This is a genomic window from Lysinibacillus sp. NPDC097214, from assembly GCF_050277945.1.
Lineage (GTDB): Bacteria > Bacillota > Bacilli > Bacillales_A > Planococcaceae > Lysinibacillus > Lysinibacillus xylanilyticus_B.
The window spans coordinates 1-6,851 of sequence record NZ_JBNNSS010000026.1 but is presented as its reverse complement, the minus strand read 5'-3'; the positions used below and the strand labels follow the sequence as shown (position 1 = coordinate 6,851).

The following is a 6,851-nucleotide window of genomic DNA, read 5'->3' as shown; positions in this document are numbered from 1 at the left end:
TCCGCCGGAGGCTTTGGGCCAACGTGATGTTGGTCACTCAGTCGTTGCCACAGGACGTGGCGTTCTTAGACTGAGTTCCTCTATTTCAGCTGATGCTTGGACACCCGCTGAAAAGTAGCTAAAATCCGCATTCATCTCACCACCTATAGAGGCGGGAGACTTCTGCGCTGAAAGAAGTTAAAATAGCTGTCATTTTATTTTGCTAGCCTATTCTTTGTACTGTTGCTATTATCTTAATTATTGTTTTCAGTTCATAAATGCATGTTCTATTGTATCATTTTTTTTATCTGAACTGTATGTAATAAGCTGTGAACCTATCCAATTTCTCATTCTTCGTATAAAATAAGAATAGTCTACAACATTTGAAGGAGAGAAAGACCTTATGACCAAAGTCATTGAAGCTGATAGGGGTTTTAAAGTTTGGTGGCATTTAACACGTCCACATACTTTAACCGCTTCATTCGTTCCTGTATTTTTAGGAACAGCGATTGCCTTAGCAATTGAAAAACAAACAATCGATTATGGACTATTTTTTGCTATGCTCATTGCAAGTATGCTTATTCAAGCAGCAACAAATATGTTCAATGAATATTACGATTACAAATTAGGACTAGACAATGAAAATTCTGTCGGTATCGGTGGAACAATTGTACGTCACGGTGTTCAACCAAAAACTATTATGATGATTGCCTTAAGCTTTTATGCAATCGCTATGCTGCTTGGCATTTACATATGTGCCTCTACCTCTTGGTGGCTTGCCGCCGTCGGGCTTGTTTGTATGCTTATCGGTTTTTTATATACTGGAGGACCTTATCCTATAGCCTATTCACCATTCGGAGAACTTGTATCTGGCGCTGTTATGGGAATGGGTATTGTCTTAATCGCCTTTTATATTCAAACACTTACAGTAACTTTTGATGCTGTTTTGCTTTCAGTACCTAGTATGATTTTAGTTGGGGCAATCATGCTGTCCAACAATATTCGTGATATCGTTGGCGATACAGAGGGTGGTCGAAAAACGCTTGCTATTTTAGTAGGCCGAGACAATGCCATTTCTGTCCTATCTGGCTTTTTTATCATTTCATACTTATGGGTAATCGCTCTTGTAGCAATTGACGGTATTACCTTTTGGGCTCTAATCATTTTCTTAAGTGTTCCAAAGCCACTTCGTGCGATTCAAATTTTCCGCGATAAAAAAGAAGCTAAAGAAGTGATGCCTGCGATGAAATTTACAGCGCAAACAAATACATTCTTCGGCTTCCTCTTAGCAATCGGTTTATTAATTCAATATTTCTTTTATTAAGATGAACCATATTAAAGATGCAGCAACCTAAAAGGTTGCTGCATCTTTTACATAGCGTCGAAAATTATTACTTGCAATACCGCAAACTTCTTCGATTGAAAAATGTTCACGTAATGCCTCTAACAAATTTTGTGCCTCTCCTGCGTGCGCTAATCCTTTGACAGTAGCATCTATACCATCGAAGTCTGAACCTAGTCCAAGGTGCTCTACCCCTACTATATTCGCTAGATGCTTCACATGCGCTACTAAATCATCCATCATAGCTTTGTCATGAATAAAAGTCGGGTAGTAAACGACATGTATATGACCACCATGCTTAACAAGTGCTTTCGCCTGAGCATCCGTTAAATTTCTAGGATGATCACAAATTGCACGTGCATTACTATGACTCGCAATTAAATGCTTTGCTAGTGGCAAGACATCCCAAAAGCTCTGTTCATTTAAATGTGAGACATCGATAATGATATCTCTCTCATTTAGCAAGTTTATAACTTCTTTACCAAATGATTTTAAACCAAGGCTTGCATCCTGTTCAGCACCGTGGGCTACTGCATTTTCTTCATTCCACGTTAGGCCAACAAGCTTAACACCTGCGTCTAAAACAGCAGAAAGCTTTGCTAAATCTTCACCGATTGGACCACAGCCCTCTAAGCTTAAAATGGCACCTATTTCATGCGGAGCTAAAGTATCTAATTGGGACCAATCCGTAATATGCACCATGCCCTCAGTTTGTAATACATGTGTATGGAAGGCTTCAATTTGCCGCACCGCCTCTAAAAATTGCATGTTTTGCGGAATTTTAGGATTTATAAAAATAGCAAATACTTGTGCTTTAACCCGCCCTAAATGTAATCTCTCTCGATTAGCTTGCAAACGTACATCATCTTCAAATTTTGCCGCTTCTAAAGTTGTTAATTTCAATAGAGCATCGCAATGTAAATCAATTATGTCCATATCCTCACCCCATACAGCTATTATACTGCCTGTGAGTGAAAATGCTTACTAACTTTTATCTTGTGGTGTATCAGAAGAGCCAAATTCCTCAAGTTCTATGAAATCATCCGATTTTGGGGTAGAAGATAACACATCTTCCTCTACTGGCCTTAAATTATCTTCTTTGTGCTTCGCATGCTCAACACATGTCAGTGCTTTCGGCATAGCTTCTAAGCGACCAATCGGAATCTCTTCACCACATACAGCGCATTTACCATATGTACCATCCTCCATCGCTTGTAGTGCCGCCTTTATTTCCTCAGCATCGTCACCGCGGTGCTCATCAATCACCATTTCCGTTAGCTGATCCGTTAAATCACTCGCATTGTCAGCTGGATGATTATCATAATTAGATAGCTCTGTCGCTTGTGGACGCTCTGATTCCTCCAGTTGCTGTTCTATTTCCTGTAGTTCCTGCTCTAATTGCTTTTTTAATTTTTCCATTACTTGTGGGTTCAAAAAAATCTCCTCCTCATGCCTTCATTTTTTCCTAAATTAATATTTCTAAAACATTAAAGCATGAGGAGGAGACACTTATTTTTTTGTATAATTTATCAATCGTGTTGATTAACCATTTGTATCCATTCTAATTAATTTGAAGGCTCTGATTTCCACTACAGGCTACTCGCTTTCCTGCGGGAGTCGAGTAGCCCTACGCTACAATCAGTTAAAATGGACATACATTAGCAAAATATCAACAAAAAAATACTTTTATCAGCCAATAATAAACCTTTATTTCCCTATTCAACACGCCTGATAATTTATCTTTCATTCAGGCAATGTTTTCTGTGCGAAAGCGAAACGTCAGCTATAATTACGCCATAGTGAAATTGAGGATGGCATCATGTAAATATTGTGCTGCTCCTTTAGCAACACGTTCATCGTAATAAGCTGAAAAGCGTTCATCCGCTACATACATTTGTGCTATACCTGAATGTACTTCCTTAGAATATTGTGACCATGAAAAGCTAAGCCAACGTTTATGAAGCTCTGCTACCTCCATTGCCACATCATTATTTGTATCACCGATTGCCATCGCTTCTTTTAAACGAGCAAATAATTGCTGTTCTAGCTGCTGCATAGCCTCATATTGTTCCTCGGTCATATTCATTAGCTTCGCATTCGATGCATCAACCGTTTTGTCACCATATTTCGCACGAATTTCTTGACCATATTGCTTTTCATTTTCCTCGATTAGCTTCTCTTTAAATCCAATAAATTTCTCTTCATTTGTCATTGGTTGTTCCTCCTCAATAGATTGAATGGTTTTTTCCACTGTTTGTAATATCTTTTCCAGCTGTTCTTTGCGTTTCAGTAAAGCCGTACGATGGGTTTTGAGCGCCTCTTTATGTTTGAAATCTGACGATTGAATAATTTCCTTAATGGTTGCTAGCTTTATATCTAATGCTCTATAAAATAAAATTTGCTGGAGCATATCAACTTCAAACTGTCCGTAAAATCGATAGCCCACCTCATTTGTTCTTGCTGGCTTCAGTAATCCAATTTCATCGTAATAGCGTAGTGTTCTTGTGCTAACCCCGGATAATTGAGCAAGCTCTTGAATTGTAAATTCCACACTGTTCACCCCCTCTACTACTACTGTAAATCTTTACGCAACGTTAAGGTCAAGAAAAAAAATAAAAAAATTTGCTCCTCGCCATAACGTGTGGTTGATTTCCGTTCCGACTGGGCGCTTTGTTGTTGCTGTCGCTACGCTTTCGCACAGAGCAGAGCTTCCTGGGGGCGTCCGATGAGCCGCTTCGCTTCGCTGCAGGGTCTCGGGCCAACAGATGTTTTCTGCGCGAAAGCGTAGTGCTAACGTAGCGGCAGCAGAGGGTTTTGTTTGTGCGAAAGCGCAGCGTCAGCAACAGCACCGATGTTGGTCACGAAGGCGTTATCACAGGATGTGATGCTTTTAGCCTTCGTTCCCCTATCGCTAATCCCCAAGGAGTCGCCCAGTCGTAACGAAGATCAACTTATATAAATTGCATAAGTCTTTCAAATTCCATCCTTCAATACATGCGCATGAAAAAAAGCAAACTAGAATTTTTATTATCACTAGTTTGCTCATTATCAATTATGCCTCGGCTAATCGCGTCCGAAATCGGCTTTGGGCCAACATGAAGTTGGTCACTCAGTCGTGTGTTGTTGCTGTCGCTTCGCTTTCGCACAGATAAATTGGCACAGGAAGTGGGGTTCTTAGACTGAGTTCCTCTATTATAGCGGGTGTTTGGACACCTGCTATAATATATTAAATGTTAGCATATTTCCCATGCCACACAATATTTCTATAATTATCTACATCTGTGTCACCTTCAGTGTTAATAAACAATACACGAGAGTTTTCATCTACTTGTAATGTATCCTTCAGTTCTGTATACTGCGCATTCATCATCAACTCATAAAAACATCCAACTGGAGCAGCTCCCGATTCTCCAGCAATAATTCGTGCATCTGTTGCTAGTGGATTTCCAAGAATGCGCATACCGGTTGCGGCAACTTCCTCATCACAGCAAATACTCACCTTCGTATAAGTCTTTAACAAATCCCAAGCTAATGGACTCGGCTCACCACAAGCAAGACCTGCCATAATGGTTTGCATCTCTCCACCAACCGTTACACACTGCTCAGCTCCTGCTTTAAAGCTTTCATAATAGCAATTTGCTGCAAAAGGCTCAACTAAGACAATTGTAATCTCTTGCTCATAATATTGTTGTAAGAAAGCTACAACTGCACCTGCAAAAGATCCAACCCCAGCCTGTAAAAATACATGGGTAGGTGCTTTTTCCAACTGCAGGGCGACTTCTTTTATTAGTGTAGTATAGCCCTGCATAATCCATAACGGAATTTCCTCATAGCCTTCCCACATCGTATCCTGAATAACGACCCAGTCATTTTCTGTTGCTAGTTGTGAAGTATAACGAACTGTATCATCATAATTCATTGTCGTTATTTCAGCATATGCACCTTCATTTTTAATATTTTGGAGGCGCTCCTCAGCACTACCAGCCGGCATATAAATACGTGCTTTCAAACCAAGCTCTCTTGCCGCCCAAGCCACACCACGACCATGATTGCCATCAGTCGTTGAAATAAATGTTAAGTCCCCTAGCTGCTCCTTTATTTCTATTGATTTAAGTTGCTCAAACGATAGCTCATCAATATTCCTACCTAACTTTTTGGCAACGTACTGCCCAATTGCATAAACACCACCTAATACTTTGAATGCATTTAAGTCAAATCGATATGATTCATCTTTTACAAAAATACTTTGTACCCCAACTAGTGATGCAAAAGCATTTAAGCTTCGTAATGGTGTGCTTTCAAATTTCTCATATGTACGTTGAAATCTACCAACACGATTTACTTGTTCCGGTGAAAAATGCTGTAGAAAAGATACTACTTGTTCTACGTTCTTCTGCATCAAATATTGTTGGTTGTTAGCCCACAATAATTTTTCCATCCTTATCCCCCTAGTTTTTGTTCTATTTTCATCTAAGCTTAAAGATCACAAAACAAAATACTATACATGTCTATATTATTACATACTTTAGCAAAAAGAGAAAAATTTGAATCCAATTGATAAGATATACCGTATATGTACTAGTATATTCAATCGGAGGGATAAAATGGATAATATCTGCAAAGTAGCGATAATTGGTGGAATAGGGAAAGTAGGAAGGCATATAGCAACTCGTGCAATACAAAAAGGATATCAAGTTCGGATGCTTGTTAGAAATCCGGAGAAGGTATTATATAAAAATGATAAAATTGAAATAGTACAAGGACAGGTTCAAGATATAGAAAGTATCCGAGAGCTTCTTAAAGATTGTCAAGTTGTTATTAATACATTTGGTCAACCGCCTAAAGAGGAACCTATATATAGTAAAGTTACAACTACTATTTTTAATGTGATGAAAGATTTAAACATTAGTCGTTACATAGGTGTTTCCGGTGGTTCTCTAACGATTAAAGAGGACAAAAAAAGCATGATGAATCGTTTTGGAGCAAAGATGTTTGAAGTTTTCTTTCCGAAAATGATGCAGGATAAAAAATTAGAATGGGAAATTTTATTAACTAATAAACAGATCAAATGGACACTAATTAGATTACCGTTTGTAAAAGATCGCTTAACATCCAGTCAGATAAAGGAAAATCTTACTGATATGCCTGGTACAAAAATTACGAATCAAGATATAGCCACTTTTATCATTGATCATATTGATAATGCTAAGTACGTGCACAAAACACCTTTTATATCCCATTAGTTAATAACAATTAAATAACATGCTGAAAATATAGCTAGCCTGCTATTTTTTTATAGTTTATCTTTAAAACAAATATTATGCCTTCAGCAATTACTTCCTACTACATTCGCCACCTTTGGACCATTTGGTAAATGCAATGCGGTCATTTGGAAATATAAAAAAAATACAGTAGATGTAAATTACATCTACTGTATTTCAGTATGACCCGTACGGGATTCGAACCCGTGTTACCGCCGTGAAAGGGCGGTGTCTTAACCACTTGACCAACGGGCCAATGGCGGAGAAGG

General features: G+C 38.6%; 6 protein-coding genes and 1 tRNA gene. 2 read left to right on the top strand and 5 right to left on the bottom strand.

Going from position 1 to position 6,851, the window contains the following annotated elements; translation table 11 throughout:
• The first annotated feature begins 382 nt into the window (after nucleotides 1-382).
• The gene (locus ACQKMI_RS25350; RefSeq protein ID WP_323651310.1) at nucleotides 383-1,303 is read left to right on the top strand and encodes a 1,4-dihydroxy-2-naphthoate polyprenyltransferase; all 921 of its coding nucleotides are present in this window, start codon (nucleotides 383-385) and stop codon (nucleotides 1,301-1,303) included.
• A gap of 27 nt (nucleotides 1,304-1,330) precedes the next feature.
• Here ACQKMI_RS25350 and ACQKMI_RS25345 read toward each other — a convergent pair whose 3' ends face one another.
• The 4 genes from ACQKMI_RS25345 to ACQKMI_RS25330 form a co-directional block, all read right to left on the bottom strand.
• Nucleotides 1,331-2,257: a dipeptidase gene (locus tag ACQKMI_RS25345; protein ID WP_427493375.1), complete on the bottom strand. Its 927-nt coding sequence runs from the start codon at nucleotides 2,255-2,257 to the stop codon at nucleotides 1,331-1,333.
• Between the two features lie 48 nt (nucleotides 2,258-2,305).
• On the bottom strand, nucleotides 2,306-2,755 hold the full coding sequence (locus ACQKMI_RS25340) for a TraR/DksA C4-type zinc finger protein (RefSeq protein ID WP_427493373.1): 450 nt from the start codon (nucleotides 2,753-2,755) through the stop codon (nucleotides 2,306-2,308).
• 355 nt (nucleotides 2,756-3,110) lie between these two features.
• Nucleotides 3,111-3,872, bottom strand: a complete 762-nt coding sequence (locus ACQKMI_RS25335; protein WP_427493371.1) for a MerR family transcriptional regulator — start codon at nucleotides 3,870-3,872, stop codon at nucleotides 3,111-3,113.
• Between the two features lie 675 nt (nucleotides 3,873-4,547).
• Nucleotides 4,548-5,759, bottom strand: a complete 1,212-nt coding sequence (locus ACQKMI_RS25330; RefSeq protein WP_427493369.1) for a diaminopropionate ammonia-lyase — start codon at nucleotides 5,757-5,759, stop codon at nucleotides 4,548-4,550.
• A 166-nt stretch (nucleotides 5,760-5,925) separates the two neighbouring features.
• On the opposite strand from ACQKMI_RS25330, the gene ACQKMI_RS25325 reads away from it, so the two are divergent.
• The gene (locus ACQKMI_RS25325) at nucleotides 5,926-6,564 is read left to right on the top strand and encodes an NAD(P)-dependent oxidoreductase (RefSeq protein WP_427493367.1); all 639 of its coding nucleotides are present in this window, start codon (nucleotides 5,926-5,928) and stop codon (nucleotides 6,562-6,564) included.
• A 201-nt stretch (nucleotides 6,565-6,765) separates the two neighbouring features.
• Here ACQKMI_RS25325 and ACQKMI_RS25320 read toward each other — a convergent pair.
• Nucleotides 6,766-6,837 (bottom strand) — tRNA-Glu (locus tag ACQKMI_RS25320).
• Nucleotides 6,838-6,851: the final 14 nt, after the last annotated feature.